The organism is Stenotrophomonas sp. YJH_SMC_10, from assembly GCF_059371555.1.
Map to the genome: position 1 here is coordinate 168,890 of NZ_JCAFUS010000003.1, position 24,466 is coordinate 193,355.

21 protein-coding genes and 1 pseudogene are annotated in these 24,466 nt (G+C 66.9%); 4 read left to right on the plus strand and 18 right to left on the minus strand.

The genetic code is table 11. From position 1 onward, the window contains the following. Window positions 1-6: 6 nt before the first annotated feature. The 7 genes from xylA to AC5P9C_RS06445 form a co-directional block, all read right to left on the minus strand. Window positions 7-1,341, minus strand: a complete 1,335-nt coding sequence (gene xylA / locus AC5P9C_RS06415; RefSeq protein ID WP_049467275.1) for a xylose isomerase — start codon at window positions 1,339-1,341, stop codon at window positions 7-9. Window positions 1,342-1,384: 43 nt separating this feature from the next. Beyond that, window positions 1,385-2,878 carry a xylulokinase gene (gene xylB, locus AC5P9C_RS06420; protein ID WP_343542432.1) on the minus strand — a complete coding sequence of 498 codons (1,494 nt, stop codon included), beginning with the start codon at window positions 2,876-2,878 and terminating at the stop codon, window positions 1,385-1,387. Window positions 2,879-3,043: 165 nt separating this feature from the next. After that, window positions 3,044-4,576, minus strand: coding sequence for a tryptophan halogenase family protein (locus AC5P9C_RS06425; protein WP_343542434.1), 1,533 nt, complete (start codon window positions 4,574-4,576; stop codon window positions 3,044-3,046). An 11-nt stretch (window positions 4,577-4,587) separates the two neighbouring features. Beyond that, complete coding sequence (locus AC5P9C_RS06430; protein WP_343542430.1) at window positions 4,588-5,610, minus strand: cupin-like domain-containing protein; 1,023 nt, start codon at window positions 5,608-5,610, stop codon at window positions 4,588-4,590. 3 nt (window positions 5,611-5,613) lie between these two features. Beyond that, on the minus strand, window positions 5,614-6,372 hold the full coding sequence (locus AC5P9C_RS06435) for a SapC family protein (RefSeq protein WP_053463129.1): 759 nt from the start codon (window positions 6,370-6,372) through the stop codon (window positions 5,614-5,616). 130 nt (window positions 6,373-6,502) lie between these two features. Further along, on the minus strand, window positions 6,503-9,631 hold the full coding sequence (locus tag AC5P9C_RS06440) for a TonB-dependent receptor (protein WP_414614989.1): 3,129 nt from the start codon (window positions 9,629-9,631) through the stop codon (window positions 6,503-6,505). Between the two features lie 360 nt (window positions 9,632-9,991). Further along, entirely contained in the window at window positions 9,992-10,852 is an 861-nt protein-coding gene (locus tag AC5P9C_RS06445) for a LytTR family DNA-binding domain-containing protein (protein ID WP_130768010.1), read from the minus strand. Between the two features lie 170 nt (window positions 10,853-11,022). On the opposite strand from AC5P9C_RS06445, the gene AC5P9C_RS06450 reads away from it, so the two are divergent. Next, a complete protein-coding gene (locus tag AC5P9C_RS06450; protein WP_057494816.1) occupies window positions 11,023-12,222 on the plus strand; it encodes an acyltransferase family protein in 1,200 nt (399 codons plus the stop codon). A gap of 22 nt (window positions 12,223-12,244) precedes the next feature. Here AC5P9C_RS06450 and AC5P9C_RS06455 read toward each other — a convergent pair whose 3' ends face one another. Continuing rightward, window positions 12,245-12,457 carry a hypothetical protein gene (locus AC5P9C_RS06455; RefSeq protein WP_049467263.1) on the minus strand — a complete coding sequence of 71 codons (213 nt, stop codon included), beginning with the start codon at window positions 12,455-12,457 and terminating at the stop codon, window positions 12,245-12,247. A 329-nt stretch (window positions 12,458-12,786) separates the two neighbouring features. Between AC5P9C_RS06455 and AC5P9C_RS06460 the strand changes: the two genes are divergently transcribed. Next, window positions 12,787-14,034 carry an arsenic transporter gene (locus AC5P9C_RS06460; protein ID WP_343542477.1) on the plus strand — a complete coding sequence of 416 codons (1,248 nt, stop codon included), beginning with the start codon at window positions 12,787-12,789 and terminating at the stop codon, window positions 14,032-14,034. A gap of 24 nt (window positions 14,035-14,058) precedes the next feature. On the opposite strand, the gene AC5P9C_RS06465 is transcribed toward AC5P9C_RS06460, so the two are convergent. From AC5P9C_RS06465 to AC5P9C_RS06485, 5 genes are all read right to left on the minus strand, one after another. Continuing rightward, window positions 14,059-15,492: an OprO/OprP family phosphate-selective porin gene (locus AC5P9C_RS06465; RefSeq protein WP_343542475.1), complete on the minus strand. Its 1,434-nt coding sequence runs from the start codon at window positions 15,490-15,492 to the stop codon at window positions 14,059-14,061. 132 nt (window positions 15,493-15,624) lie between these two features. Then, window positions 15,625-16,401, minus strand: a complete 777-nt coding sequence (locus AC5P9C_RS06470; RefSeq protein ID WP_005409726.1) for an ABC transporter permease — start codon at window positions 16,399-16,401, stop codon at window positions 15,625-15,627. Then, window positions 16,385-17,218: an ABC transporter ATP-binding protein gene (locus AC5P9C_RS06475; protein ID WP_343542474.1), complete on the minus strand. Its 834-nt coding sequence runs from the start codon at window positions 17,216-17,218 to the stop codon at window positions 16,385-16,387. Before AC5P9C_RS06475 ends, AC5P9C_RS06470 begins: the two co-directional genes overlap by 17 nt. Before the next feature lie 14 nt (window positions 17,219-17,232). Then, window positions 17,233-18,291: an ABC transporter substrate-binding protein gene (locus AC5P9C_RS06480; RefSeq protein WP_182067699.1), complete on the minus strand. Its 1,059-nt coding sequence runs from the start codon at window positions 18,289-18,291 to the stop codon at window positions 17,233-17,235. A 75-nt stretch (window positions 18,292-18,366) separates the two neighbouring features. Beyond that, window positions 18,367-19,488 (minus strand): 4-oxalomesaconate tautomerase, encoded by a 1,122-nt coding sequence (locus AC5P9C_RS06485; protein WP_343543623.1) that lies wholly within the window; start codon window positions 19,486-19,488, stop codon window positions 18,367-18,369. Between the two features lie 109 nt (window positions 19,489-19,597). Between AC5P9C_RS06485 and AC5P9C_RS06490 the strand changes: the two genes are divergently transcribed. Beyond that, window positions 19,598-20,500: a LysR family transcriptional regulator gene (locus tag AC5P9C_RS06490; protein ID WP_049410734.1), complete on the plus strand. Its 903-nt coding sequence runs from the start codon at window positions 19,598-19,600 to the stop codon at window positions 20,498-20,500. Window positions 20,501-20,643: 143 nt separating this feature from the next. Here AC5P9C_RS06490 and AC5P9C_RS06495 read toward each other — a convergent pair. From AC5P9C_RS06495 to AC5P9C_RS06505, 3 genes and pseudogenes are all read right to left on the minus strand, one after another. Further along, a pseudogene (locus AC5P9C_RS06495) lies at window positions 20,644-20,946 on the minus strand (excinuclease ABC subunit A); the annotation flags it as partial. Between the two features lie 44 nt (window positions 20,947-20,990). Further along, window positions 20,991-21,461 carry a hypothetical protein gene (locus tag AC5P9C_RS06500; RefSeq protein WP_150826653.1) on the minus strand — a complete coding sequence of 157 codons (471 nt, stop codon included), beginning with the start codon at window positions 21,459-21,461 and terminating at the stop codon, window positions 20,991-20,993. A gap of 166 nt (window positions 21,462-21,627) precedes the next feature. Continuing rightward, window positions 21,628-22,155, minus strand: coding sequence for a DUF6622 family protein (locus AC5P9C_RS06505; RefSeq protein WP_414614990.1), 528 nt, complete (start codon window positions 22,153-22,155; stop codon window positions 21,628-21,630). Window positions 22,156-22,374: 219 nt separating this feature from the next. Here AC5P9C_RS06505 and AC5P9C_RS06510 point away from each other — a divergent pair, with 219 nt between their 5' ends. Beyond that, window positions 22,375-22,653 (plus strand): hypothetical protein, encoded by a 279-nt coding sequence (locus AC5P9C_RS06510; RefSeq protein WP_343541000.1) that lies wholly within the window; start codon window positions 22,375-22,377, stop codon window positions 22,651-22,653. A gap of 6 nt (window positions 22,654-22,659) precedes the next feature. Here the strand turns inward: AC5P9C_RS06510 and AC5P9C_RS06515 are convergent, their stop codons facing one another. Both AC5P9C_RS06515 and AC5P9C_RS06520 read right to left on the minus strand, forming a co-directional pair. After that, the gene (locus AC5P9C_RS06515) at window positions 22,660-23,529 is read right to left on the minus strand and encodes a methylenetetrahydrofolate reductase (RefSeq protein WP_343541001.1); all 870 of its coding nucleotides are present in this window, start codon (window positions 23,527-23,529) and stop codon (window positions 22,660-22,662) included. Next, window positions 23,529-24,443, minus strand: a complete 915-nt coding sequence (locus AC5P9C_RS06520; RefSeq protein WP_164688485.1) for a LysR family transcriptional regulator — start codon at window positions 24,441-24,443, stop codon at window positions 23,529-23,531. Before AC5P9C_RS06520 ends, AC5P9C_RS06515 begins: the two co-directional genes overlap by 1 nt. Between the last annotated feature and the right edge of the window lie 23 nt (window positions 24,444-24,466).

Here is a 24,466-nt window from a genome sequence, read left to right on the forward strand (position 1 = left end):
CCACGCTCAGCGCAGCAGGTACTGGTTGAGCAGGTTTTCGTAACGCTCCTGCTTGCCGCTGGCCTGGCGCGGTTCGCCGAGGCGGGCGGCCAGGCCCGCCAGGTCCGGCAGGCTGAGCGTGCCGCGCTCGAACTCCTGGCCGGCGCCGCTGTCAAAACTCGCGTAGCGCTCCTTGCGCCATTGCTCCCACGGCGACTCGGTCAGCAGTGCATGGGCGACCTCCAGCCCGCGTGCGAAGGCGTCCATGCCGCCGATATGGGCAATGAACAGATCCTCCAGGTCGGTCGACTCGCGGCGCACCTTGGCATCGAAGTTCAACCCGCCCTCCAGCCCACCCTGGCGCAGCACGACCAGCATCGCGCCCACGGTGTCGTACAGATCACTGGGGAACTGGTCGGTGTCCCAGCCGTTCTGCGCGTTGCCGCGGTTCGCATCGATGCTGCCGAGCAGGCCATGATCCGAGGCGACCTGCAGATCGTGCTCGAAGGTGTGCCCGGACAACGTGGCGTGGTTGGCCTCGATGTTGAGCTTGAAGTCCTTGTCCAGCCCATGCTCCTTCAGGAAGCCCACCACCGTGGCGCTGTCGAAGTCGTACTGGTGCTTCATCGGCTCCATCGGCTTGGGCTCGATGAGGAAGTTGCCCTTCAGGCCGATGCTGCGACCGTAGTCGCGGGCCAGGGTGAGGAAACGCGCGAAGTGCTCGATCTCGCGCTTCATCTGGGTATTGGCGAGCGATGCATAGCCCTCGCGTCCGCCCCAGAACACGTAATGCTCGCCGCCCAGCTCGACCGTCGCTTCCAGTGCAGCCTTGACCTGCACCGCGGCGCGCGCGACCACGGCGAAATCGGGATTGGTCGATGCACCGTTCATGTAGCGCGGGTGCGAGAACAGGTTGGCCGTGCCCCACAGCAGCTTGACGCCGGTGGCGTCCTGGCGCGCCTTGGCCAGGCCCACCATGTGCGTGAGGTTCTTCTGGTACTGGCCGATGTCATCGGCATCCGGCGCCAGGTCGATGTCGTGGAAGCACCAGTACGGCACGCCCAGCTTGGTGAAGAACTCGAACGCCGCGTCCACTTTCGCTTCGGCCGTGGCCAGCGGCGAGCCCGCCTCCCACGGGAACTGCCGGGTACCCGGGCCGAACGGGTCGTGCCCGGCATTGCAGAAGGTGTGCCAGTAGCACACGGCGAAGCGCAGGTGCTCCTGCATGGTCTTGCCGCCGATGACCCGGTGGGCATCGTAGACCTTGAAGGCAAGCGGATTGTCCGAGCCCTTGCCCTCGAACGGAATGCGGCCGATGCCGGGGAAGTACTCCTTGGCGCCGATGAAGGGCTGCGTGCTCATGGTGCGTGCTCCTGTCGTTGTACGGGGTGTCGTGGAGGAGCCATCAGCCGCGCTGCAGCGGCGTAATGGCATCAAGATGACTGAGGAAGCGTGCGTAGGCCCGCGCATAGGCATCGCTGCGATCCGGATCCGGACGCGCGGACAGCGTGGGATCGACGATGACGTGCCGTGCGGTGATGTCGCTGATCGAAGTGGCGTTGCCCTGCGATCGGGCGAGCGCCCACAGCGCCTGCAGTGCCGCGCCAAACGCCGCGCCTTCGGCCTGCACCGGAACGTCCACGGGCAGGCCGAACACATCGGCCACCAGTTGACGCCAGGTCGCGCTGTTGCTGCCGCCGCCGGTGAGCACGATGCGATCGAACTGCATGCCGGCGCGGACGAAGGCGTCGTAGCCGTACTTCAGGCTGAAGGTCGCGCCCTCCATGGCGGCGCGGTAGAGGTGCGCCGGGGTGAAATTGGCGGTGTCCAGGCCGGCCAGCACGCCCTTGCCGAGCGGCAGGTCCGGCGTACGTTCGCCATTGAGGAAGGGCAGCATCACCAGCCCGCCTGCTCCCGGTGGCGTCGCGCGCAGGTGCGCATCGCCGTCGCGCGTGCTGAAGCCGAAGGCACGGGCGACCTGTTCGGTCACCACGGTGCAGTTCATGGTGCAGATCAGCGGCAGCCATCCCCCCGTGGACGAGCAGAACGCGGCCCAGGCGCCGTCGGCATCGATCACCGGCGATCCGGAGTAGGCAAACAGCGTTCCAGACGTTCCCAGGCTCATCGCCAGGCGTCCTTCGGTGACGCAGCCCGTGCCGATCGCGGCCATCATGTTGTCGCCGCCGCCAACGGCAACCTTCACCGTCGCTGGCAGCCCCAGCGCGGCTGCCGCAGCAGGCGCGATATCGAACAGCGCATCGGGTGATGCGATGGGCGGCAGGCAGGCGGCCAGGTCGCAATCAGGATCGGTGGCGCGCAGCAACGCCTGCGACCACGTGCGTGTGCGTACGTCCAGCCAGCCGGTTCCGGACGCATCGCCATGCTCGCAGAACCGCTGGCCGGTCAACACGAAATTGAGGTAGTCATGCGGCAGCAGGATGGTCGCCAGCCGTGCGTAGGCGTCGGCACGGTGGGTCCGGGTCCAGGGCAGCTTGGATGCGGTATAGCCGGCCAGGATCGGGTTGCCCGCGAGCGCGATGGTGCGGCGTACCCCACCCACGGCGTCCATGATCTGCGCGCATTCGGCCGAGGTGCTGGTGTCGCACCACAGCTTGGCCGGCGCCAGCACCTCGCCTGCCGCATCCACCGGCACGAACCCATGCTGCTGGCCGGAGACCGCCACCGCAACGATGCGTGCGCGCAGCGCGGGATCGATCCGGGCGAAACAATCATGGAGGGCCGCTACCCAATCGGCGGGCGCCTGCTCGCGGCTGCCGTCGGCCGCGCTGTCCAGCGTGAGCGGCGCGCTGGTGACGGCGGCCACCGTTTGCGCTTGCGGGTCGTAGACCAGCACCTTCAGGCTCTGCGTCCCTGCATCGATCCCTGCAACCAGACCCATCGAAACCGCCTCCGATCAACAAAAAGGTAGCGCTAACATTCCGTGGACTCAAAAAGGGGGCGTGCTGTCCGGCCCCCGCGTTGCCACCGCATGCGTCATCGCCTGCGGTGTTTCCGCACTGTAACCAGCTGCAGCGGAAAAAGCGTGCTGCAACGCAAAACCCTGCTACGCGGGCGTCGCCATCGAACGCCACACGTCTGCGCCGGACCTGCAGTACTGCGCGATGAACTCTGCCTGGGTCGGCATCTGCGCCGCGGCGTGCTGCACCGGCTGCTGGATGCCCTTCAACAGGGTGCGCAGATCGGCGTCACTCACCGCCCGCGCCAGCGGATGCGGCGGGCCTGGCGGAATGCCCTGCCCGAGCAGCACGCTGGTCCAGGACTCGACGCGGAACAGCTCGCCGGGGTCCTGCCAGGCGTGCGCACGCTCGCGCCACGCCTGCAACCGCTGCTGCAGCGATTCGGGCACGCGCATCTCGCGGCATGCCTTCCACATCGGCTCGGTGCGCTGCGTGGCGTGGTAGTGCAGGATGATGAAGTCGCGCACGTGCTCCATTTCCTGCCGGCTGACATCGTTGTACAGCTGCACCAGCGACGCGCGGATGCCATCGAACGGGAACAACTGGATCAGGCGCACCACCGCGCTGATCGTCAGGTGGATGCTGGTCGATTCCAGGGGCTCGATGAAACCGCTCGCCAGCCCCAGGGCCACCACGTTCCTGTTCCAGGCCTTCAGCCGACGCCCGCTGCGGAACGGCACCTGCCACGGGTCGCGCAAGGGAGGTGCCCCCACATCGCGCAGCAGCTTCGCTGTGGCCTCGTCATCGGACAGGTGGCGGCTGGAATACACCAGCCCGCAGCCGACCCGGTGCTGCAGCGCGATGTGCCAGCGCCATCCCGCTTCGTGGGCGATCGCCCGGGTATAGGGCACAGGGGGCGCAACCGCTTCGGTCTGCACGGCCACGGCCCGGTCGCACGGCAGCCACTCGTGCCAGTCCTCGTAGCCGGTGCCCAGCGTCTGCTCGATCAGCAGGCCACGGAAGCCGGTGCAGTCGATGAAGAGATCACCCTCGATCACCTGCCCGTCCTCCAGCACCAGCGCCTGCACCGATCCGTCATGCGCATGTTGCCGGACCTGGGCGATCCTGCCTTCGATCCGGCGCAGCCCGTGGCCCTCGGCCCTGCGGCGCAGGAACCGCGCATACAGCCCGGCATCGAAGTGGTAGGCGTAGCTGGCCTGCGGCTGGGTCTGCAACGAGAAACGGTCGCCCCGCGAGGCAAGACTCTCCAGGCAGAAGTCACCCAGATCCGAGGGCATGCCGCGGCGCAGGCTGTCCAGCCAGAAGTGATGGAACGGTGCCGCCCAGGTGCCGTGGCCGATGGTGCCGAACGGGTGGAAGAAGCGGTCCCCCGGCAGCCGCCAGTTCTCGAACGAAATCGACAGCTTGAAGGTGCCGGCCACCGCGCGCAGGAAGTCCTGCTCGTCTATCTGCAGGAAGCGGTGGAAGGTGCGGATGGGCGGCACGGTGGACTCGCCGACGCCGACGGTGCCGATCTGCTCGGACTCGACCAGGGTGATCTCCAGCTGGTCACGGAACTGGTGCGCCAGCGCACAGCCGGCCAGCCATCCCGCCGTGCCGCCGCCGGCAATGACCACCTTGCGGATGCGTCCTGCGGGGGTGCTCTCGGTATCCACTATGGCGCTCCTTCTCAACGGTTGAGCCTGCCCAGCAGCATCGCGCGCATGCGGCGCGCGCGCGGCTCGTCGAACGGTGCCAGATCCCCGCGCGCGGCGTCAGGCAGGTGCTGCCCGGCGCGCGCGCCGGGGCCGAATACGTAGTACTGGAAGAGCCCTTGCCAGGCCTGCTTTTCGCGCGCCGGCAGGTCGCGCACGGCCCACATCGCGTGGTGCAGCGCCGACAGTGGAGATCCCAGCCAGGCCGGCGAACGGCGCCACCAGTAGTTCACCAGCACGTTGAACGGCGCCAGGCTGCGCACATGGTGCCACCACATGCCCGGAATGAAGATCGCATCGCCGGGCCCAAGCACGGCGCTGCGCGCGTTCGCCAGCGCTTCCCGGAAACGCGGGTACCGATCGAAGTCGGGGCGCTCGAAGTCCACCACGCTCACCACCTGGCCACCGGGCGTGGGATCGAGCGGGCCCGGATACAGATTGTCGATCTGCTCGGGCGGGAACAGGGTGAACTCGCGCTGCCCCACTGCACAGCAGGCGAGATTGTCGGGTGTGTCGAAGTGGCACGAGGCCGTCACCCGGTTGCCGATCCAGATGCTGGCCGTGGCATCGATGCCCTGCTTCGCCAGACCGGCGTCGTTGGCCTGCGCGAATGCCGGCCGCAGTGCCCGCTCGATCGGCAGCGAGGCCACGTAATAGGTCGGCGGCCGCGGGGACTGCAGCGTGGTGGCGATCTCCTCCAGCACCTGCGCCAGCGCGCCGCGCCGCACGTCGAAGTTCAGCCGGGTGTAGTCCGCGCTGTAGAAGGGGCGGCCCTCGATCTCGGCGCCGCCGAACGAATACTGGATGGGCCCGCCCGCATCGACGCTGCGCAGGTAGGCCATCGCGTCCTGCGCCGAGCGCACGCCCGCCTGCACCAGCGGCCAACCGCTGGCGATGCCCCGCAGCACGACCGGTTCACCCGCCTCCGCCAGGGCAGCCAGCGGCAGCTCGGCAGGATCGACGCCTTCCAGAACCGGCAGCGGTAGGTTCGCGCGCACCGGTCAGTTCCTGGCCGGTTGCGCCGCGCCGTCCTGGGCGCGGAGGCGGCGCTGCTTCTCGGCAATCAGGCGGCGCATGTTGTGCAACGACGCAAGCATCAGGTACGCGCCTTCCAGGTAGCCGGCGCGGTTCAGTTCAGCCAGGCGTGCGCTGTCCAGCGTCGCCAGGCGCTCCCGGTCGATGCCATGCAGTCCGCTCACGCTCACCCGGTGATGCGGCGCGACCTGCACGTCGAGCGTGACCGGCTGGATCAGGCCGCTGTCGTCGAGCATCGCGAACATTGCGGCCGCGTACGCGCTGCCCTCGTGGATGCCGCGCAGTACCCCGGCGATGTGGTCCAGGTAAGGCGTGTTTCCACCCTGCGGCAGGAACACCGGCTCACCGCCGCCGGAGGTGACACGCGGATGGTCCAGGTCGACGTGCATCACCGCGTCCTGGGTGAGCAGGCCGTCCACGTAGTGCTCCTGGAAGCCGATCAGGAACGGCCCTTTTGCGGCCGCGCCCGGCAGGTAGGAGGCATTCCAGCGTCCGTCCTGCAGGTACAGGTTTTCGTGCTGCTCGAAGCCCAGCAGGGCGACGGACTGCCACGCCCCGGTCCCGGTCTCCCGGCGCAGGAAGATCGGATACTCGCGCTGCAGTTCGGCAAACTCGCTGGGATAGGCGGGCACCATGCCCACCGCATCGCCGAACTGTGGCCCGAATCCGGTGGCGACCGTCAGGTCCCGATGCGCGATGTTGTTGAGCATTTCATAGCGGGCCATCAGGGTATCCAGTCCAGTGCGGGGTGGCTGGCCGGCAGAGTAGCGCAGGCGCGACAGGTGCGGCGACACCGTCCCGGCACGGCACCGCTGGCGGGCAGCAGTGCCGTGCCGGACGCATCGGCAACCAGGCTCAGAACTTGTAGCGTACGCCCAGCATGTAGCGCGGGCTCTGGTCGGCCAGCTTGACGATCATCTGCGACGTGCGCGAGCGCCACCGCACATCCTCGCCGGTCAGGTTGATCGCCTCCAGGCTGAAGGACCAGTGGTCATCCAGCGCGTAGTTGACGCTGAGATCCCATTGCTCGTACGGCTCCACATAGTACGGATTGCGGCTGGAGCCCTGGTTGGCCAGGATCAGGTACTGGTCGCGCCAGTTCCATGCCAGGCGCACCGACCACCCGTACTTCTCGTACATCAGCATCGCGTTGGCAGTGTCGCTCAGGCCGGTGAGCGAGAACTGGTCGATACCGGGATCGCCGCCATTGTTGTAGCCGACATCACCTTTGACCACGGTGTAGTTGGCCAGCACGCCGAAGCCGGTGTCACCGAAGAAGTACTGGCCGCCCAGCTCCCAGCCATGCAGCTTGGATTTGTTCTGGTTGATCGGGCGATTGACGTTGAACTGGTAGAGCGGATCGTTGGCCTGCCCATGCAGGTCGTAGGCTGCCTCGGTGGCCAGCACCTGCGCATCGGTGCCGTTGTAGGCACCCAGGCCGGCGGGATTGTTGCGCAGCAACGCCAGCGCGGTGAACAGCGAGGTGTCGTTGGCCGAGCAGGCAGCGGCATTGGCCGGCCCGACCTGGGCGACGCAGGCGCCGCTGGTCAGGAAGTCCAGCGCCGCCCGCGCATCCGGCCCGGAGGTCGGGTCGGTGAGGCCGTACAGGCTTTCCTGGACGACGGTGTTGCCGATGAAGTTGCTGACCGACTTGTTCCAATAGGTCAATGACACATAGCTGGCGTCGGCGAAGTACCACTCCAGCCCCAGGTCGAGGTTGTCCGATTCCAGCGGCTTCAGGCTCGGGTTCTGCGAGTTGCCGCTGGCGCGCGACGACGGATCGATCAGCACCGAACCGAACGGCTGCTGCGCCCCCGGCCCTGCATACAGGTTGCCGTAAGGCGCGCGGGCGATGCTCTTGCCGAACGAAACGCGGCCCTTCAGTTCCTCGGTGAGGTCGATGCTGAAATCGAGGTTGGGCAGGATGTAGCTGTAGCGCGCCTTCTCGGTGAAGGGCTGCTGCTCATCGGACAGCACGATGCGGAAATCGTTGTTGGCCTGCCACTCGATGGACTCGGGGACGGCAATGACCGAGGTCGACACCACGTCGGTGGTTTCATAGCGCACGCCCAGGCGGGTGTTGGTGCGCATGCCACCCAGTTCCCCGTCCAGCTCCACCTGGAAGTACGCCGCCTTGGTCTTCTCTTCCACGAAGTTGTCGGCCGCGCGTTGCGGGTTCACACCCAGGCCGACGCCGTACTCGCGCGATGCCCATTGCGCCAGCTGCCCGGCATTGCCGCGCCAGGCCGGCCAGCTGTTTGCACTGTAGTCGTCGAACAGGCCGACGATGCTGACCGGCTGCAGCAGGTCCATCAGGCCGCCGGCGGTATCCCGGTCCACGTTGGCCACGCCCCAGTCGCCCAGGGTCGAATAAGCCTCGGCCGCCTGGATGCGGTGGGTGGTGGACTTGTTGGCATCCACGCCGAACTGGAAGCGCCCGTGGTCGAAGTTCCATTCGCCGTCGACACGCGCCTGCTTGATCTCGCTGATCTGCGTCTGCGCGTTGACGCGCAGCACCTGGGTGCCGATCTCGCCTTCCTGGAAGCCCGGGTTGACCACGCCATTGGTGCCGGCGATCGCATCGGCAGTACTGGGATACCAGACCTGGGTGCCGACCGGCAGGCCATTGTTGAAGTTCAGCTCCTGCACCCAGGAGCCACCGCAATGCGGGCCACGGGTGCAGTTGTTGGTGCCGGCAATGCTCATGAAGATGGAGCCGCCGCCGGTCAGCGGGTCATTGGGGCGGCTTTCATTCTTCGAATTGTGCGCATCGAAGCTGAGCTTGAAGCGGTCGCTGACATTCCAGACCGCGTTGAAGCCCAGCGAGCCCAGCTTGTACTCCTGCATGCTGCGCTGCTGTTCCAGCCCGAAGTCCTTGGTGCCGGCGATCTCGCGGATGTAGACCGGGGTGGCGACCGCGCCGGAGGTGTCGAACTGGACATTGGTGTAGTTGCTGTTCTGCAGCCACATGCCCTGCTCGCCACGATTCTCGGTGATCTCGTTGGTCGAGTAGGTGTAGTCCATGGTCAGGGTCAGGCTGTCTGTCGGTGCGAACTGCAGCACCGCCTGGCCATTGACGCGTTCGCGCTCGAACTCGGAGAACGCATAACGCAGGTCGTTGGGACGTGCGTAGAGCTGGCCGATGGCCGGCGCATTCACCACGGCCGGGTTGCCAGGCATCGACCCCGTCCACGGCTGCACGTTCCAGTAGTTCTCCGTGGCCTGCACCGAACCGCCCTTGCGCTTCTGCTGGCTGGCACTGAGGCTGACGCCGAAGGTCTTTTCCGGGTTGCTGTAACTGAAGATGCCCGACAGCTCCGGGGTCAGGTCATTGTCGAACGGCTGGCTGCGGTCGGACACCAGCTTCGCGCCGGCATTGGCCACGATGCCAGCGTGATCCAGCGGACGGGCGGTCAGGATGTTGATCGTCGCGCCGATGCCGCCGCTGGGCACTTGTGCCTGGCTGGTCTTGTACACCTCGATGCCATTGATCGCTTCGGCCGCCAGCTGCGCGAAATTGAAGGCGCGGGTACCGCCGTCCACACCGCCGATGGCCACCTGCCCGGACGCACCGAAGGCATCGGCCCCCGGCATCTGCCGACCATTGAGCGTGACCATGTTGAACTGGGGACCAAAGCCACGCGCGGTGACCTGTGCGCCCTCGCCATCACGGCGCTCGATGGAGATGCCGGTGATGCGCTGCAGCGACTCTGCAAGATTGGTGTCGGGGAACTTGCCGATGTCTTCGGCACTGATCGCGTCGACCACGCCGACCGAGTCGCGCTTGATGTCCATGGCCTGGCTCAGGCTGTTGCGTATGCCCGTGACCTGCACGGCATCGAGCTGGGTGGGCTGCGACGGGCTCTGCGGCGGCTGGCCGGTTGCCGGTGCAGCGTCCTGCGCAAAGGCCGGGTTGATGACCAGGGCGCCGCCCACGAAGGTGAACATCGCCCTGGACCGGAGCTTCGCCAACGTGCGGCTCATGAACCGATCCTCGGGCCTTGGGTGCCACGGAAACTGCAAGTGCTCATGAAAGTCCCCTCTGACATACGATCGAATGGATGTACCGCCCCCTCCCAGGGGCACGCACGGGCGTGGCCCGCATTCCAAACCGAACAGCGCGGGTGCTGGAGCACGCCGCGACTTACACTTGCTTTTCAAGCCTGCCAGGACAAACACGCGGCAAAGAAGGCAGCCCCAGGACCTTGGATCCCCGTCCCATTGGTAGCGCTACCATCGCGTTGCAGCGGAGAGTAATCACCCAGGTTCACCGTTGTCACCATGCAGCGCAGCAAATCGACCGCGCACCGATGCAATCGATGCCAGCCGTCCCGCGCCCACCCGCTAGCCTGCCGCCAGCGCCTGCCGGAGCACGGGCAGCTGCCGCCTGCTGCACGGCACCCGTGCGCCATCGGCCATGTGCAGCACCGCGTCGCCGCCATCGGCAGGCTCGATCGAGCGCAGCTGGTGGCGGTTGACGAGCCAGCTGCGGTGGCAGCGCAGGAACACCGACGGATCCAACCGCAGCGCAAGCGCCGCCAACGTGGTACGCAACGGATAGTCATGCCCGCGCACGTGCAGGTTCACGTAATTGCCGGACGCCTGCGCATATTCCACATCGTCGGTGGCCACCAGGAATTCCTTGCCCAGCTTGCGCACCAGGAAATGCCGTGGCCGCTCAACCGGCTCCACCGGCGCCGTGTCTTCCGGCGCCGCGAGCAGATGCGCCTCACCCTGTTGGCGGCGTCCGAACCAGCTCATCAAGTGTTCGAGCAGCACGATGCTGAAGAACACGCGCACGTCCTTGAGGTACTCATAGCCCAGGCGCGAGACCCAGCCGGCACCATCCACGTAGCTGGCACCAAGACCCAGGTAGACCAGCTTGCGCAGCGCCATCATGGCCAGTACGTGCAGCAGCGACCAGCCGATGCTGGCCAGCAGATAGAGCGGAAGGCGGCGCCGCCAGGTCTCTGCATGCAGGGGCCAGCGCCTGCACCCCCACCAGATCGCCGGCAGCGTGATCAGGATCACGCCGACGCTGCTGAGCTCCCAGGTCAGCGGCTCCCAGAACGCCAGGGCGTCGCCGCGCCGCTGCGCGTCCATCACTTCCACGGCGCTGTTGGCCAGGGCCATGAACAGCAGCAGCGCCGCCCACACGGCCAGGCGGAACGTGAGCCGCCAGGGCGGCGTCGAAGCTACAGGCATGCGGTTTCCCTACCACGCGCGCAACGCGCGACGAAGGGGCCATTCTAGGGATGCCGCTGGTCCCTGATCGCCTGCCGTTGGTCACTACCGGGCCGCAGGCAGGCCCTTCCCACCCCATGGGACCATGTCGCGGCGGCACGCTGGCTGCCCCTGTCCGCTGCTGCCCTGCCATGAACCGACGCCACGACATCGACGCGCTCCGCGTCTTCGCCTTCGCACTGCTCATCCTGTATCACACCGGCATGGCGTACGTGGGTGACTGGGGCTTCCATCTGAAAGGCAGCTTCACCACCGACGCGCTGCAGTGGCCGATGCGGCTGCTGAACGGCTGGCGCATGTCGTTGCTGTTCCTGATCTCCGGCGTCGCCATCGCGCTGGTGCGGCCGCGCCTGCAACGGGGGCGGTTCATCCTCATCCGCAGTTGGCGCTTGTTGCTGCCGCTGCTGTTCGGCATGTTTGTGGTGGTGCCGATCCAACCCTACTGCGAGGGTGTCAGCCGGGGCATGGTCGCGCCAGGCTTCTGGGACTTCCTGCTGCGCTACTGGCAGGTGCGGCCGTGGCCGGACGGTAGCTTCGCGGGGGACCGCTTCGGCATCACCTGGAACCACCTGTGGTACCTGGCCTATCTGTGGGCCTATACGGTGGTGCTGGTGGCAGCCCTGCCGCTGCTGGATTCGGCGCCGCTGCGGCGGCTGAGTGCCGGGCTGGCCGGCGCACCCGCCGCTGTGCTGATCGGCACGCCCGCGCTGGTGCTGCTGCTCTGGCTGGCCTGGCTGGCGCCCGACCACCCGCCCACCAACACCTTCGTGGAGGACCTCTACCAGCACGCCAAGTACGGCACCGTGTTCCTGGCCGGCTATCTGCTGGGCCGCGAACCACGCTTCTGGCAACGCGTGCAGGCCCTTCGCCGGGTGTCGCTGTGCATCGCTGCGGGTGCGGTGGCCTGGTACCTGCTGCTGGAAGCGCTGGGGCACTGGCTGCCCGTCGATTCGGTGCTGCGGCGCTGGCCGCCGCGGTTCTGGGGCCTGCAGTCGCAGTACTGCGAAGTGCTGTACGCCTGGGCCATGCTGCTGGCCGTGCTGGGCTGGGGCAAGCACTACCTGGACAGGCCGTTCCGCTGGTTGCCGTACTGCACCGAAGCCGTCTACCCGTGGTATGTGCTGCACCAGAGCCTGCTGATCGTACTGCTGTTCTGGCTCAAGCCGCTGCAGCTGGGGCCGTGGCTGGAGCCAACGCTGCTGCTCGCAGGCACCATCGCCGGTTGCCTGCTGCTGCATGAGGCGGTCATCCGCCGCTCCCCCTGGTTACGGCCCCTGTTCGGACTGAAGCGCAGGGCAGCACGTACCACCGCGCACGCGCGTGGCCATTGATCGGCATCGCAGCGCGCAGGTGCTACCACTCCGGCCCCAGCAGCTTGTTGACTTCAGCCTCGAGCTTCTGCGCGGCTTCGTCCTGCGACGCAACCTTGATGCACAGGCCGGACTGCGCCGGCCCCGGCGTCACCTGGTAGCGGTTGATGATGCCGCCGCCGTCGCCGTCCAGTTCCACCCGCGCCACCACCGTGCGCCCGTTGGCATGGAAGGTCCAGTCCTGATAGTCAAACATCGTCGAAAGAGGGCCTGCCTGGAAATGGCCCCACTTTAGGCAGGCCGGAGGTGAAGAACGCTCCAAGAAGACGTTCAGCGCGCGTGGGCACGCTGCGCTTCGCCCCGCGTCTGCCACGTCCTGCAGGCCCCCGGATGCCCGCGCGCCCGTCGCGGCCCGCCGCTGTCACGGAACGTGCCGGGCAGCGGCGTTCGCTGCACCGGTCCGCACGGTATGATGCCGCGATCCCGGAACCTGCGATGACCGCAGCGGCCGTCCATCCGCTGATCGCGCGCGCCAGGACCCCTCGCGCCGGGGTCGCTGCAGGCACCGCTGAAGCCCCCACCCCCATGCTCGCCTCCCATTCCTCCCTCGTCATCTGGGCAGCGGTCGCCGTTGCCACCGTCGGCCTGCTGTTCCGCCCCTTCCGCATCCCCGAGTACGTGTGGGCGCTGGCTGCTGCCGCGCTGTTGCCGCTGCTGGGCGCGGTATCGCTGGACACTGTCTGGGGCGCCGTCGCCGAAGGTCGCGACGTCTACCTGTTCCTGGTCGGCATGATGGTGCTGGCCGAACTGGCGCGCCGCGAAGGGCTGTTCGATTGGTTGGCGCTGTATGCGGTGCGGCATGCCGGCGGATCGGGGCGACGCCTGTTCGACCTGGTGTTCCTCGTCGGCACACTGGTGACGGTGTTCCTGTCCAACGATGCAACGGCCGTGGTGCTGACGCCGGCCGTCTACGCCGCCTGCAAGGCCGCCCGCGCCAATCCCCTGCCCTACCTGTTCGTTTGTGCGTTCATCGCCAATGCGGCCAGCTTCGTGCTGCCCATCTCCAACCCGGCCAACCTGGTGGTGTACGGCCAGCACATGCCGCCGCTGCTGCAGTGGCTGGCGCAGTTCGCATTGCCCTCCGCGGCGGCGATCGGTGCCACCTACCTGGTGTTGCGCTGGGTGCACCGGCGCGAGATCGCGCAGCCACTGGTGGCCGCGCCGGAGCATCGCCCGCTGACGGCAGGCGGGCGGCTGAGCGCACTGGGCGTGCTGTTCACCGGCAGCGTGCTGCTGGTGACCTCCGCACTGAACGGACCGCTGGGCCTGGCGACCTTCTGTGCCGGTGCGCTGAGCGTGGCGGTCGTGGTGATCCGCCAGCGCCATAGCCCGCTGCCGCTGCTGCGGCATGTCTCCTGGGGCGTGCTGCCGCTGGTGGCCGGTCTGTTCGTGCTGGTGGAAGCGGTCGCGCAGACCGGTGTCATCCAGAGTGCGGCCGGCGCGCTGCAGGCGATGGCCAAAGCGTCGCCCCACCAGGCCAGCTGGCTGGCAGGCGGTGCGGCGGCTCTGCTCAGCAACGTGGCCAACAACCTGCCGGTCGGCCTGGCCGCCGGTTCGCTGGGCCAGATGGCAGACCTGCCGGCGCAGACCCGTGCTGCACTGCTGGTCGGCGTGGACCTGGGCCCGAACCTGTCGGTGACCGGCTCGCTGGCCACGATGCTGTGGCTGGTGGCGCTGCGTCGCGAGGGCGAGCATGTCAGCGCGCTCGACTTCCTGCGCGTCGGCGCGCTGGTGATGCCGCCTGCCCTGATCGGGGCACTGTTGCTGCTGTGACCCGAAGGCAGGCGGCACCCGGCGCTAGAAGGCCAGCTGCAGGCGGGTGCTGAACGTCGTGCCCTCGTCCTTGCCCGCTGCACTGCCGTTGCGGTGGCGGGTCTGCCAGCGGACCGCCTCGAACATCACCCGGCTGAAGTCGTTGAGGTACCAGTTCGCGCCCAGTGTCCACGCGTGGCCGGTACCGCCACTGGGCAGCTCGGCATAGTCCACGTCCTCGTAGCGGCCCTTCAGCTCCCACGCGCCGCTGCCGCCGCGCGTCACCGGATCGGCAACCTTCACCTTTCCCCAGGTACCCGTCTTGCCCACGTAGGACGGTTGGGCGCCCGCCACGAACCAACCGGCCGAGATCGCCCACGCTTCGTGATCGCGGTCATAGCGACCGCTGGCATCGCTGCCCCGCAGACTGCGCGTACCCCATTCACCGGTCGCCCATGCCGGGCCGAAGAAGCCGGCCAGTTCCGCACCGTAGGCGGTGCTGCGCTCGGCCCCCAGCAGTGTGCCCGGCGTGATCCTGACCAGATCATTGAAATGACCGGCGATGGCCGAACTGCGCACCACGCTGCTGGCGCCGGCGGGAATCTTCTCGTGGAAGGCCCATGCACCCAGATGCAGGGTGGCGCCCGCGGTGTCCAGCGGGTTCCAGTGGACGCGCGTGGCCCAGGTCTGGCTGTCGTTGTCGGTGCCGGCGTTGTTGAGATCGTTGCCGGCCACCGACAGGCTGGCATGCCAGCCCTTTCCATACACCCGCTCGGTGAGCCCGACACCAAACAGGCCGCGCTGTGGCAGCAGCAGCGTGCCGACCACGTTGCGTTCCTGGAACGGCGTGTTGGAGGTGCTGCTCGAGCCGTCGATACCGCGATCATTCAAGCGGTTGCCGATCGTGAGGTCGGCCGGCACGCCGAACAGCGTGTGGTCCAGCGTGGCATAGACCGACTTCCACGCCACCGCGTTGTCGGCGAAGTCGCCCTCCACGACCCAGCCCAGGGTGCCGTAGCGCCCCTCGGCCCCCAGGCGCACCGAACGGATCTCGGTACCCGAAACGTTGCGGTCAGCGACCGCCGAACCGTCGGTGCTGGAGGCATCGACGAACAGGCGTCCACGGGGACGGAACACCGTCGTGCCGTCGGCGCTGCTGAACTCCGGTGCGCCCTTGCCCCAGGAGACCTTCGGCAGCTTGGACTGGCTCGATTCCAATGCGGCTACCCTCGTCTCCAGCGCAGGCGCGGGCGGCGTGGACGGTGCGGTCGCACTGCCCTGCCCGCCTTCGACAGCGCGAAGGCGTGCTTCCAGTTGCTGGATCTGCAGCGCCTGCTGCTGCACCAGGCGTGACAGCTCGGCCTGGCTCAGCGGCGCGGGCAGCGAGGACGTGGACTGTGCGTCGGCCTGGCCACTGGCCAGCAGCAGGCCGAGCGCGACCGACAGCGCTGCCAGCGGCAGCACGGTGGGAGGGTTCATGGGCTCTCTCCGGCCAGCCGGCCCCCTGGCCTGGCGCTGGCCCGTTGCGGTGGTGCGGGGGAAGATCGGGGAAGGAAGCACGCGCCGCCGGATCGGTCCGGCGGCGCGGCAGGCGGGCTCAGCCCGTCCGGGTCAGCTGGTGGCCTGTGCCTGCGCGTTGGGACGCCAGGTGATCAGTTTGTTCTCGACCACGTCCAGCAGCGCGTCGATGACCAGCACGAAGGCGGCCAGGATGATGATGCCGGCGAACACACCCACAGCGTTGAAGTTGCCTTCTGCCTGCGCGATCAGGTAGCCCAGGCCCGCCGAGGCGCCGAGGTACTCACCGATGATCGCGCCGACCACGGCAAAGCCGACCGAGGTACGCAGCGACGAGAGGATCCAGCTCGCCGCCGCCGGGAAATACACGTGGCGCAGCAGGTCGCTGCGGCTCGCCCCCAGGATGCGGGCATTGGCGAGCACCACCGGGTTCACCTCGCGCACGCCCTGCATGGCGTTGAAGAACGTGGTGAAGAACACCAGCGTGACCGCCAGCGCCACCTTCGACCACAGGCCCAGGCCCAGCCACAGCACGAAGATCGGCGCCAGCACCACGCGCGGAATCGCGTTGAAGCCCTTGATGAAGGGATCGAGGATGCGCGCCGAGCGCCGGCTCAGGCCCAGCCACACGCCGCCCGCCACGCCCAGACCGGTGCCGATGATGTAGCCCAGCGCGGTTTCGGTCAGCGTGATGTACACGTGCTGGTAGAACGAGGTATCGGACAGCCAGGTCCAGGCCTGCTGCACGATCGCCGTCGGCGACGGGAAGAAGAACGGATCGATCACGCCCAGCGCGATACCGCCCTCCCAGCCCCCGAACACGGCGACCACCAGGGCCAGCTGGATGAACTTGTCAGTCTTGGCGTGCATAGCTCTTCTCCACTTCGCCGCGCAGGCAGGCCCAGATGTCGCGATACAGGTCGGTGAAACGGTCATCCAGCTTGATCTCGGCCACGTTCCGCGGCCGTTCCAGATCCACGTCGAAACTGCGCACCACACGGCTGGCCGGGCCGGAGGACAGCACCACGACGCGGTCGCCCAGGGCGATCGCTTCTTCCAGATCGTGGGTGATCAGGATCACCGAGCGCCGGTCCTCCTGCCACAGGCGCAGCAGCTCGTTCTGCATCAGGTGCCGGGTGTGGATGTCCAGCGCCGAGAACGGTTCATCCATCAGGATCACCTTCGGTTCGACGATCAACGCCTGCGCCATCTGCACGCGCTTGCGCTGGCCACCGGAGAGCTGGTGCGGGTAGCGATGCTCGAAGCCGGCCAGGCCGACCTTGGCCAGCCACGCGTTGGCCTTGGCCTTGCGTTCGGCCTCGGGCACGCCGCGGAAGCGCAGGCCGAGTTCAACGTTCTGGTACGCCGTCTTCCACGGCAACAGCGCGTCCTGCTGGAACAGGTAGCCGACCGACTCCTGCACGCCGCTGACGGCACGGCCATCGATGCTGACCTGGCCCGACGACGGCTTCAGCAGGCCCGCCACGGAATTGAGGATGGTGCTCTTGCCGCAGCCGGTGGGTCCGACGATGGCAAGGAATTCGCCGTCACCCACCTGGATGTCGACATCGCGAACGGCGGTGAATTCGCCGAAGGACATGGTCACCTTGTTGATAGCGACCATGGTCTGTGCAGCCTCCAGCTGCGGCGCGCCATTGAGCTGGCGCACGGTGGCATTGAGGGCCATGGGGTTACCTCCGCTTACGGTTGGGCAGCCGGCGCCGCAGCGTTGGCACGCTCGACGAAGGCATTGGTGTAGGTCCTGGACAGATCGATGTTGGCCTTGGCCACATCCGTGTTGAACTCGCGCAGCACCTTCAACGGCGTTTCCAGGTCGGCCGGCGTGAAGTGACCGTCCCGGGTGAAGATCGCGCGGGCGTTCTCCACCGCGCGCGCATAGGTGGCGCGGTCGCCAGAGACGTAGCTGTCCGGCAGCGCCGCCACGATGTCTTCGGCACTGTTGTCGGCGATGAACTTCAAGGCCATCTGCTCGGCGCGGGCGATCTTCTCGGCCGCTTCGGGACGCGTGTCCAGGAAGCTCTGATTGGCATACATCACCGAGGTCGGGTACAGGCCGCCATAGACCTGGCGGGCGCCGTCGTCGCTGCGCGCGTCGAGCAGGATCCTGCCGACCTTGCGTTCAGTGATCAGGGTGGCAGCCGGGTCGTAGTTGACCAGCAGGTCGATCTTGCCCTGCTCGAGCGCGGCCACCGCTGCGGCGCCCGAGCCGACGCCGATCAACGAGATGCTGTCAGCCGGAATATCGTGCTGGGCGAGGAAGTGACGGACGAAGAAATCCGACGATGAGCCCGGTGCGGTGATCCCGACCTTCTGGCCCTTGATGGTCTCCGGGCGGGCCGGATCGAAGGTGGCATCCTCGCGGCCGGCCATCACCAGGCCGGAGTTGCGCGAGAGCAGCACGAAGGCCACCACGTCCTTGCCCTTGGCCTGCATCTGGATGGTGTGGTCGTAGAAGCCAACGGCCACGTCGGTGGAATTGGCCACCAGCGCCTGCAATACCTTGGAGCCGCCCTGGGCGAAGTTCTCGGTCTTCACCTGCAGGCCGACGTCCTTGAAATAGCCCTTGGCGTCGGCAATGAAGAACGGCAGGTTGTTGAGGTTGTAGGAGCCGACGCTGATGCGTACCGGTGCATTGTCACCACCGCCGGCGGACCCGCCTTCGGTGCGCCCGCTGTTGCTGCATCCGGCCGCGGCCAGGCCGGCCGCGCACAGCGCGGCCATCAGGAACTGCTTGTACATCATCCCTCCCAGGAGTGAAGCATCTACGTTGTGGTGGCGGGCAGGCACGCCTGTGCCGACCCGGCCGGTTTCAGATCATGCCGCTGACGTCCATTGGCGGTCTTGGGTGGTACTGGCCCGGGCGGGCGCGGGCGAGGTTGCATATACCCGGCCGTCGAACAGCCGGCGCGCGGTGCGGACCACGCTGGCAATCACCGGCGCATCGCCCGAACTGCGACTGAGGCCCACCTCCAGGGCCCCGCTCGGATGTTCGAGGGTAATGCGGCCGGGAACGGACAGGCATCCGACCAAAGTGTGGGCCAGCGTGCCCGGCGTGACGGCGGCGGTGGCCAGGCCGACGGCGCCGGTGATCGCCAGTGCGGTGTGGCATTGGTGCGGCATGAAGTAGCGCACCTGCAGATCGCCGCCGTGTTGCGGCGCGGACAGCAGCACCGGCTTGGGAATGACCTTGTTGCCGGCGTCGGCGATGCCCATGCGGGCGCCCGCCTCGATGCGCAGCGCTTCCAGCCGGCGCATGAACGCGGCGTCCGCGTTCAGTTCGGCGGGCAAGGCATCCCCGTGCACGCCCAGGTCTTCGGCACGCACCAGCATCATCGGCATGGCACAGTCCACCAGGCTGACCGGCACGCCATTGATGGTTTCCTGCGCGTGGCCACTGGGCAGCAGCTTGCCGGTGCGGGCACCTGCGGCATCAAGGAAGGAAAGCCTGACCGGCGCGGCCGAGCCCGGCGTGCCGGCAATGCGCGTATCACCGCGGTAGACCACATGGCCGCCCGGCGTTTCCACCGTGGCGATGATCAGCTTGCCGGTGTTGACGTTGTGGATGCGCACTTCAGTCTGCGGATCCTGCGCCTGCACCAGCCCACGCTCGATGGCATACGGGCCCACGGCCGCCAGCATGTTGCCGCAGTTGGGCGAGGTATCCACCACCTGCTGCTCCACCCGGACCTGGGCGAACAGGTAATCCACGTCGGCGTCCGCCCGGCTCGAGCGGTCGATGATCGCCACCTTGCTGGTCAGCGCGTTGCCACCGCCGATGCCGTCGATCTGCAGCGGATGGCCCGAGCCCATCACTTCCAGCAGCAGGCGATCGCGTTCGGCGGTGTCGGCCGGCAGGTCGCTGGCCAGGAAGAACGGGCCCTTGGAGGTGCCGCCGCGCATGAGCACGCAGGGAATGCTGAGCAGATCGTTGGTCATACGTGTGCTAGATTGATGCGTATAGGGGATGAATGACCCCTCTGTGATTCGATACTGGCATGACCTCAATTGATCTGTGAATTGCTGATTTTTGGATGATTGATACCCAATGAGCATCAATTGCGAAATCCTGGATCTGCGCGCATTCCTGCTGGTGTCGGAGACACGCAGCTTCCACCGCGCCGCTGAAATCCTGCACGTCTCCCAGCCGGCGCTCAGCCGGCGGATACAGAAGCTGGAGCAGGCCGTGGGTTCGCCGCTGCTGGAGCGCACCACGCGCAGCGTCAGTACCACCGCTGTCGGCGAGAACCTGCTGCCATTGGTGCGCCGCATGCTGGAGGAATTCGATGGTTCGCTGTTCTCGCTGCGCGGCCGCGAAGACACCCGCGGCGCCACCGTCACCATCGCGTGCCTGCCGACGGCGGCGTTCTACTTCCTGCCCAGCGTGATGGCGCGTTTCCACGAAGCGCACCCGAACGTGCGCTTCCGCATTCTGGATATCCCGGCCACGGAGGGTCTGCAGGCCGTGGAGCGTGGCGAAGTCGAGTTCGGGATCAACTTCATGGGCGCCAATGACCCGAATCTCGATTTCGACGTACTGGCGGAGGACCCCTTCGTGCTCGCCTGCCGGCGTGACCATCCGCTGGCCCGAAAGCGAAAAGTGGAGTGGGCCGACCTGGCCGAGCACCAGTTGATCACCGTGCATCGCACCAGCGGCAATCGCACGCTGCTGGACGGAGCACTGGCGCGTGAGAACCTCAAGTTGAGCTGGCACTACGAAGTGACGCACCTGTCCACGTCACTGGGCATGGTCGAGGCCGGTATCGGCGTGTCGGTGCTGCCGAAGATGGCCACGCCGGACGGGGATCATCCCACCCTGGTGACACGCGCGATCGGCAACCCGGTGGTGTCGCGCACGATCGGCATCGTCCGCCGACGCGGCGCCCTGCTCTCGCCCACGGCGGAGCGATTCCTTCAGATGCTGATGAGCCAGTGGCGTGGGAACGTCTAAGGCGCTGGACGTCTGACTGGGCTGCTGCGCAGGCTGGGCTTCCGCGATGCACCCTGCCTGGTCACCGAAGCGTCGGACAGCGATCTGTCCTAGGGCAAGCGTGCGCCACTGATACTGATCTTCGCCAGGTCCCCATCGATATGCGCCTCGGTCACTTCGTAGACATGTCCCAGGCCGTGGCAAGTGCTGCAGGCGCCCTGCCGCGTATCGGGCGAAAAGTCCTCGGCATACAGCATGGGCGGGTTGGCCGGGTAGGCGCCTGCGCGCGAGTACATCATGCGCACCAGGCTGAACAGGGTGGTCACGCTACCCACCGATGATCGCGGATTGCTGGCACCGCGCTGTTGCTGCAGAGCCACCGCCAGTGGCGGCCCATCGGTGGCATCGACGCCGGGCACGCCCACCTGGTCGATCAGGCGGCGTGCATAAGGTGCGACGGATTCGAAGTCAGGAGATCAATGCGTTTGGCGCACTTCAATCGCCCCTGGATTCAATGGCACTGCTGCGCGACATCGATGCCGTCTCGATGCTTCATGATGAGCGCCTCCAGTCCCGAGGGCTCTCCAGAAATCGGGCCGGGCTTGCCGGGCTGACCCTCCGGGATCAGTCTCGATGTCATCTGATCTTGAAGCTTGGCAATGCCTGGCGCACGTCGGTCTGCGTATCCAAAGATATCGAGGGTGAGCAGGTCATGCCCGTTCTCGACCAGGAGCAATGGAACCTTTCTGCACCGCAGTTCGAACACGCTCGACTGCGGGGGGCCGGCTTCGATGGCAATGCCATTCGATGCGTTCGCCCGAGCGAAGGCGATCGCATCGTCGCGAAGCATCTTGAATGCTTCTGGTGGAAGTGAGCGGAATGTTCTGAGCTCAGATTCGAGAGAGGTCGGATACGTTATCCAAACGATTCCTGCCGCAACCACCAAGCCCAGGAACATGAGGGAAGAGGTCAGCATCTTCATTTTGGAGCCTTCATTTGACCTGTCTGAACCTTGGCGGTACCCACTACGCTGACGTGCCAAGCTGCGAAGTACAACCCGCCCACCGCATGGTTCAACGTGACGACTGCGCAGGCCCCACACAACCCTGCATGGGGAGGCCGGCCAGCGGCCGGCACTACCAGGTCAATCAGCCTGCGGTTTCCAGTCCCTTGCCCGCCGCATCCACCCGCAGCGAGGCCAGGTACCGGGCGTACTTGCCGATGAAGATGCCAGTGAACCCGCCCGTCAGCAGCAGGTAGGCCGCACTGAAGCCGGCATGGGCGGTCAGCGACGGCGACACCGCAAATGCGACTTCGAAGCCGTACTTCACCAGGAAGGTGACCAGCAGCAGCGGCAGCAGGCTGAAGTCCGCGCTGCGCCAGAGCTTGCCGGTGCTGCGGTCCAGCGTCAGCTTCAATCGATTCAGCAGCAGCCAGGCAAGCGCCGCGCCCGTGGCGATGCCGGCCAGCCACTCGCTCCAGGCGATCAGCGACGCGCCGAAGCGATGGCTGATCGACCACGCGCCCCAGACGGCAAACAGGGCGGGCACGATCGCCAGCTTCTGCAACGAGGTCTCGGCCGGCTTCATGGCGGCGATGCCACGGGTGATCAGGAAGGCCAGGAGCAGCCAGACCCAGATCGGCGTCTGCGAGGCGAGGTGCTGGAGCACGTTCATGAGCGGTCCCCTTGGTGAGTGGTGGCTGAGTGGTGGCGAGGTGCCCTCGCCTTGGCGCTCACTATTCGCGTCCGCCCGGGTTGCAGCCAGTGACAGCTGTCAGCCATCGCGGGTTACGCCGTGGCGCCGCGCCCACCCTGCCTCACCCGGCCGGGCACATGCCGTTAACGGCCCGGCCCTATGCTGGGGCACTCATTGGAGACCTGCCAGGTACGAACCATGACGAAGCTGCACACCCTGATGCTGACCGGCGCCCTGCTTGCGCTGAGCCCACTGGCCTCGGCCGAGACCGTGAATCTGACCAACAGCGCCGAGGGTGCCAACCGCGATGCCGGTATCACTGCGGTCAAGAAGAAGCTGCAGGACGCATGTACCGAGCGCAAGGGCACGCCCGATGCTGCCTCGTTCGAGGTGGTCTTCGAGAAGACCAGCCCAAACCCGAACGTACCCAAGCCGTACTACGTGGACGGCAAGATGAAGTGCGACCTGCCGGACTGAGGCGATTCAGCCACCGGTGCCGGAAATGCGCCGCCGGTACTGCACCATCCACTCCAGCGACGGCGCAATACCGCCAAACGGGAAGAAGTGCGGGCTGACCTGGCCATGGGCGCTGGTCAGCCCCCTCACCAGGCGATCGACGAACACCTCGGGCCCTGCGGTTCCAATCAGCCGGCCGATCGAGATGCCATACCTGGCCAACATCGATGCGCTGGCGCCTACGCCGCACATCGCGGCGTAACGCAGCAGCCGGGTGATGCTGGCCGGACCCGGCACGCCGACCAGCACCGGAACGCTGATGCCACGGGCGCGCAGTCCATCCAGCCAGGCCAGCACGGTATCGGCATCGAAGGCGAACTGGGTGACGACCAAAGGCGCCATGCCACGTGCTTCGATGGCCTGGCATTTACGCTCAAGCGCCTGCCAGCGTTCGTCACTGCTCATGACCGGATGCCCTTCCGGGTGCCCGCCGATACCAACGACCTTAATGCCGGATTGCTCCAGAAGACCGGCCTGGATGATCGAAGCACTGTCGGCAAACGGTCCGGCGGGCGTGGCCAGGTCGCCCGCGATCAGCAGGCAACGCGCGACTCCGGCTTCGCCAACAGCACGTTCCAGGAAGCGTGCAAGCGCTGCGGCTGACCCGATGCGGCGGGCCGAGAGATGCGGCATCGGCTCGAAGCCGAGGGCGCGCACCGTGCCCGCAGCGGCCAGGCGGGCGTCGTCATCCTCGCTGGCCAGGTACGGAATGGAGATGACCGTACCGCGCGGGATCCGATCCGCCTCGGCGCGCAGCGCCGGCATGGCTTTCGCGCTCACTTCCAGCGAAAAGGCATTGATGAAGGCGTCCGCCCGCAGTGACAGGCCCGCCGGCATCAGCGCGCTCCGCCCACATTGCCGGCAAGCGGCGAGCTGTTGCGCGCCAGTTCGATGAAGGCCTGCAGGTAGTCGATGCCGGTATCGGCCTCGCGCGCGCCCAGGTAGATCTGCTTGGGAATGCCTTTGGCGCCCAGGCGGACGGGCACCACGTCCATGCGCGCGGCGTACTCCTCCACCAGCCAGCGCGGCATGGCAGCCACGCCGCGGCCGCTGGCCACCATCTGCATCATGATGTCGGTGGTTTCAATGGCCTTGTGGCGCCGGGGCGTGATGCCGGCCGGCAGCAGGAACTGATTGTAGATATCCAGGCGCTCGAACGGCACCGGATAGCTGATCAGTACTTCCTGGCCGAGCTGGCGTGGCTTTACGTAGTCCACCTTGGCCAGGGCATGGTTCCCGGCCACTGCCAGTACCTGTTCGTAGTCGAACACCGGGATGAACTTCAGGCCCGGCTTCAGCAGCGGATCGGGGGTAACCAGCAGATCGATCTCGTAGCCGAACAATGCGCCGATGCCGCCGAACTGGAACTTCTGCTTGACGTCCACATCCACGTCCGGCCACGCCGCCAGGTAGGGCGAGACGATCTTCAGCAGCCACTGGTAGCACGGGTGGCATTCCATGCCGATGCGCAGCGCGCCGCGCTCGCCCTGGGCGAACTGGCGCAGGCGCTCCTCGGCCAGGTCCAGCTGCGGCAGCACCCGGTTGGCGACCGCCAGCAGGTACTGCCCGGCCTGGGTCAGCCGCAGGCTGCGACCCTCACGCAGCCAGACCTCGGTCCCCAGCTGCTGCTCCAGCTTCTTCATGCTGTGGCTGAGCGCCGACTGGGTCAGGTTCAACACGCCGGCGGCGGCGGTCAGCGAGCCCTGCTGCTCGACCTGCTGCACGATGCTGAGGTGGATGCGTTCCAGCATGACGATGAATCTCATTCATGGAT

Excerpts from the sequence above, each read along its gene's own strand:
- xylA (WP_049467275.1), bottom strand. The coding sequence starts at position 1,341 with ATGAGCACGCAGCCCTTCATCGGCGCCAAGGAGTACTTCCCCGGCATC.
- xylB (WP_343542432.1), bottom strand. The coding sequence starts at position 2,878 with ATGGGTCTGGTTGCAGGGATCGATGCAGGGACGCAGAGCCTGAAGGTG.
- AC5P9C_RS06435 (WP_053463129.1), bottom strand. The coding sequence starts at position 6,372 with ATGGCCCGCTATGAAATGCTCAACAACATCGCGCATCGGGACCTGACG.
- AC5P9C_RS06440 (WP_414614989.1), bottom strand. The coding sequence starts at position 9,631 with ATGAGCCGCACGTTGGCGAAGCTCCGGTCCAGGGCGATGTTCACCTTC.
- AC5P9C_RS06445 (WP_130768010.1), bottom strand. The coding sequence starts at position 10,852 with ATGCCTGTAGCTTCGACGCCGCCCTGGCGGCTCACGTTCCGCCTGGCC.
- AC5P9C_RS06450 (WP_057494816.1), top strand. The coding sequence starts at position 11,023 with ATGAACCGACGCCACGACATCGACGCGCTCCGCGTCTTCGCCTTCGCA.
- AC5P9C_RS06455 (WP_049467263.1), bottom strand. The coding sequence starts at position 12,457 with ATGTTTGACTATCAGGACTGGACCTTCCATGCCAACGGGCGCACGGTG.
- AC5P9C_RS06460 (WP_343542477.1), top strand. The coding sequence starts at position 12,787 with ATGCTCGCCTCCCATTCCTCCCTCGTCATCTGGGCAGCGGTCGCCGTT.
- AC5P9C_RS06465 (WP_343542475.1), bottom strand. The coding sequence starts at position 15,492 with ATGAACCCTCCCACCGTGCTGCCGCTGGCAGCGCTGTCGGTCGCGCTC.
- AC5P9C_RS06470 (WP_005409726.1), bottom strand. The coding sequence starts at position 16,401 with ATGCACGCCAAGACTGACAAGTTCATCCAGCTGGCCCTGGTGGTCGCC.
- AC5P9C_RS06475 (WP_343542474.1), bottom strand. The coding sequence starts at position 17,218 with ATGGCCCTCAATGCCACCGTGCGCCAGCTCAATGGCGCGCCGCAGCTG.
- AC5P9C_RS06480 (WP_182067699.1), bottom strand. The coding sequence starts at position 18,291 with ATGTACAAGCAGTTCCTGATGGCCGCGCTGTGCGCGGCCGGCCTGGCC.
- AC5P9C_RS06485 (WP_343543623.1), bottom strand. The coding sequence starts at position 19,488 with ATGACCAACGATCTGCTCAGCATTCCCTGCGTGCTCATGCGCGGCGGC.
- AC5P9C_RS06490 (WP_049410734.1), top strand. The coding sequence starts at position 19,598 with ATGAGCATCAATTGCGAAATCCTGGATCTGCGCGCATTCCTGCTGGTG.
- AC5P9C_RS06500 (WP_150826653.1), bottom strand. The coding sequence starts at position 21,461 with ATGAAGATGCTGACCTCTTCCCTCATGTTCCTGGGCTTGGTGGTTGCG.
- AC5P9C_RS06505 (WP_414614990.1), bottom strand. The coding sequence starts at position 22,155 with ATGAACGTGCTCCAGCACCTCGCCTCGCAGACGCCGATCTGGGTCTGG.
- AC5P9C_RS06510 (WP_343541000.1), top strand. The coding sequence starts at position 22,375 with ATGACGAAGCTGCACACCCTGATGCTGACCGGCGCCCTGCTTGCGCTG.
- AC5P9C_RS06515 (WP_343541001.1), bottom strand. The coding sequence starts at position 23,529 with ATGCCGGCGGGCCTGTCACTGCGGGCGGACGCCTTCATCAATGCCTTT.
- AC5P9C_RS06520 (WP_164688485.1), bottom strand. The coding sequence starts at position 24,443 with ATGCTGGAACGCATCCACCTCAGCATCGTGCAGCAGGTCGAGCAGCAG.